This is a genomic window from Mesorhizobium sp. M1E.F.Ca.ET.063.01.1.1 (assembly GCF_003998155.1).
GTDB lineage: Bacteria > Pseudomonadota > Alphaproteobacteria > Rhizobiales > Rhizobiaceae > Mesorhizobium.
The window spans coordinates 1-3,277 of sequence record NZ_RZSC01000663.1 but is presented as its reverse complement, the minus strand read 5'-3'; the positions used below and the strand labels follow the sequence as shown (position 1 = coordinate 3,277).

General features: G+C 61.1%; 2 protein-coding genes and 2 pseudogenes. All 4 read right to left on the bottom strand.

All coding sequences use genetic code 11. The annotated features are described in order from the left end of the window. Positions 1-263 (bottom strand): annotated as a pseudogene (locus tag EOA29_RS30170) (HlyD family type I secretion periplasmic adaptor subunit); the annotation flags it as partial. A gap of 809 nt (positions 264-1,072) precedes the next feature. Further along, the gene (locus tag EOA29_RS30165; protein WP_127222027.1) at positions 1,073-1,537 is read right to left on the bottom strand and encodes a ProQ/FinO family protein; all 465 of its coding nucleotides are present in this window, start codon (positions 1,535-1,537) and stop codon (positions 1,073-1,075) included. A gap of 568 nt (positions 1,538-2,105) precedes the next feature. Continuing rightward, positions 2,106-2,618, bottom strand: a complete 513-nt coding sequence (locus EOA29_RS44085; RefSeq protein ID WP_348628923.1) for a hypothetical protein — start codon at positions 2,616-2,618, stop codon at positions 2,106-2,108. Between the two features lie 267 nt (positions 2,619-2,885). Beyond that, positions 2,886-3,277: pseudogene (locus tag EOA29_RS30150) on the bottom strand (chromosome partitioning protein ParB); the annotation flags it as partial.

Below are 3,277 nucleotides of genomic sequence, written 5' to 3'. Positions count from 1 at the left end.
GGCCTGGTCCGCTGCTTGAGGTCGCGCCTGCTTGCGCGGACGGCAGGTGACCGCGGCCGGACCAGCCTGGAAAGCAGCAGCAGGACGAGCGCGCCGGCGGCCGCCGTCACAGCGATGCGCGACGACCGGTCCAGCCCGTTGAACCAAGTCGATACGGCGGCGACAAAGTCGCCTGTGGAAACGGTCAGCCTGTCGGTCAGTTCGCGGAGGCTGTCCTTCAGCCCATCCAGCATCCTCGGGAAGTCGCCAAATCGGTCGCTCATGGCTCACTCCACTGCCTTAAGGTTCGCCGGCGCATTGGCGGCGATCTTGTCCAGCATGGCCTCCCCGCACGAGCTTGCCGGCGAACTCGGTGTCTCCCAGTTGCAGGCCGGCGAGGCAGCGCTTCAAATGACGCTTTCGATTGAGCGGCCGACCAGCCCGCCTCGTAAACGCGCAATCCTCCCACTTCCCCGTCATTGAAGCCTGACCGTCGCGTCTAGGCACCAGCGATTGCTAATGTTGGTACTGCTAATGGTCGTGCCGAAACACGGAATACGATGGTCAGCGGTGCCCGACGCATCGCTTCCTGAGCGCGCAACGGTTGAGCAAGCGCCGGTTCCGGATGCATCGCACACACCGACTGGACGAACTCGCCGCAAGAAGCGGTGGCAGAAAGATGTGCCTTTGCCGCGAAGTGAACGATGGAAGCGGCGCCTGCCGTGGGTGCTGCGCCAGAGCCGGGCCGAGCGGTAGGTTGACTGTTCAACGGGCCAGAAGGAGAATAAAAGCGCGTGACTGCGGCCCACTCACTGGTGTACCGCTCGCTCAAGACGATCCGTAAGCGCCATGATGATAGATCAGAGCCGGACCCGGCTCTCCGCTGGCCACATGCCGGACGCTGCCGAGGACGAGCGCGTGGCTGTGGCGCACAATCGTGTCCTCGACCGTGCAATCGACCGCGGACTCCTCGCCCGTGGTGACGATGTTCCAACCGGCGCGCCCGCCGCTCAGAAATGTTCCTCTGGGGCATAGACCTCTTCATCATGGCTATTGCTGGGAAGCCCATGAGTCTTGGGAAGACCTATGCCGCTCAAGCCATCGGCTTTCGGAAAGACCGGCGACGCTTCGTCTCGACGACTATTCCAGCCGTATTCTTCGCGGTGAGCGCGGCCGTTTGCTTCGGCTTCGGTTGGGGCGGGGCATCAGGCGCCCTTGGCTCCGGCGTTTTCTTGGTCTCTTCTTTGTTCTTGCGGGCGCACAGCAAAGCCTTGGCGCTCGCCGCCTCCGCATCCGATACCTCGCCGGCCGGCTCGCCATCAAGATTGATCCGCACAGCGCCAGCATTCAGTCTCGCCAAGTACCTGGGCATGCTGGTATAGGCGCGCAGGGCTTTCCTCAATTCATCATCTGACAGTTCGCCGTCCAGCACGCGAATGTCATGATGGATGCCGATCCTAAGCGGCTTGGGCGCTTTCGGATTGAACGCCGCAGGCCACTTTGCCGATAGATGCCGGAAAAGCTGTGCGGGCGATTTCCCTCGGCTGGGGGTCGTCATGATCAAGCCTCGCCCGATTTGTTTTCTTTCCCAGTACGGACCCTCCGTAGCACCCATATATGCAATGATTGTGGACGCCAAAAAAATGGGGATTCGTCCGGCAGGGGCAAAGCAGCGCATCCTAGCTTCTAGATGAATACCGTTGCCCTCCCAATCTCCTCGCGACTACTGAGGAACGGAAACGATAAATCGGACGACTAACCTTCCGAACGCGCAAGAACTGTCGGCCATGCCGTTTGGCAAAGGACGGCTGCGCGGAGTTAATCGGCGGCAACTTGGCATGGGAAGAGAAGTCAACTCCAATCAAGAAGCCAGCCGCGAAACGCTAGCTAACGCCTAAGGTCTGGAGCTCGCCTTCTGTTCAACGCCATCACAAGGACGGCGTTGAGCAGCGTAACGAACCTTACATCTTGATGTTGCCAAGCCGTCCTGGACGTGGCGATCTAGTACTCGATTAGCGTATAAACGAAAAAAGCTTGCAGTTTTTTCGCCGCGCCGCCGCTCGAAAAGTTCCATGTTCGCCTGGGCAACGGCTGGCTTGGTCATGCGAGCTTCCCGTACGGGGCGGCTATTGCAACCGATCGCTCTGAAGCTGCCCGCAGCCGCTCGTCGCTAGCCACCGTGCCCGCGCCAGGTGGGATGTCCAAGCCCGACGTGCCCGTTCCGGCTGGCGCTCTGCGTCAATGTTCAAGATGGCTCGTGCCACCTTGCGCCAGTCGAGGCCCATCGCCTCCGACATCAGCAGGACGGCGTAAGTCTGAAAGTGCGCCACGTCATAAGGTGTGACCTCGGCCAACTCGGGTGTTTCATTATCGATCCAGGACTCCTCCTCCTTTGGGGGCGCGTCGATGTAGCGGCCAATCGACGCCAGGTGCGCCGCAATCTGGTAACGCAGGTGATCGCGGCTCCCGTAGCGCGCATCGATTTCGCCGAGCTTCTTGTACAATCCCCTACGCTTGTCGCGCGGAACATCGGTATCGCCCAAGGAGTAACAACTCGGACCGACGGCGCAGATATCGCAGCCCGTTGCGACCACGTCCTGCACGAATGCGGGAATGTCTTTTTCTTGCATGCGCTTCATTTCAATGGGCCCCTTCTGACTTCACATTTTCTTATCACAGCTCACCCAATTTGCAACCCTGCCGTGCAATCTTGCGCGTCACTGCGGTGCGCAAGCACCTTCCCTCTCAGCTGCCCGTGAGCCCCGCGCCGGTCGCGGCGCGGCTCAAAGGCGGCAAAAGTGCAGCCGGCGCCGTCCCGGAAGATGGTCCCCCAGGCGGCGGCTTTTAAGAGCCGCCGCCTGGGCTTGGTTAGATCATTGCCCCGCAAACAGCGGCTGAACGCGGGCCTACTGGTCGGCGGTGCGGAAGCCGCCGCGCGCCGTGTAGCTTTCGACCGGGAATTTCATCCAGCGCGGCAGCCATGCCTCGACCTTCTCGCGGCCGTTCTCGCCGGCAAGGAAGTCGCGGATGATCTTCTTTTGCGTCTTGACCTTTTCGGCCACATTGCCGTCGGCGACATGCTTGCCGCCGATGTCGGCAAGCATGGCATTGGCGACTTCCTTGTCGCGCAGTAGCTCGAAGAACGCCTCGTCCGCTTGCCAGAAAGCAGCCATGTCGACGTTCAGATTATGCCCAAGCGCCTCAATGACGGCGCTGCCGGCCTCGAGCGTCTCGGCCATGACAAGGCTGAGAACGCGCAGGACGTCGTCATCGGAGAGCGCCAAGAGCTTCACAAAAA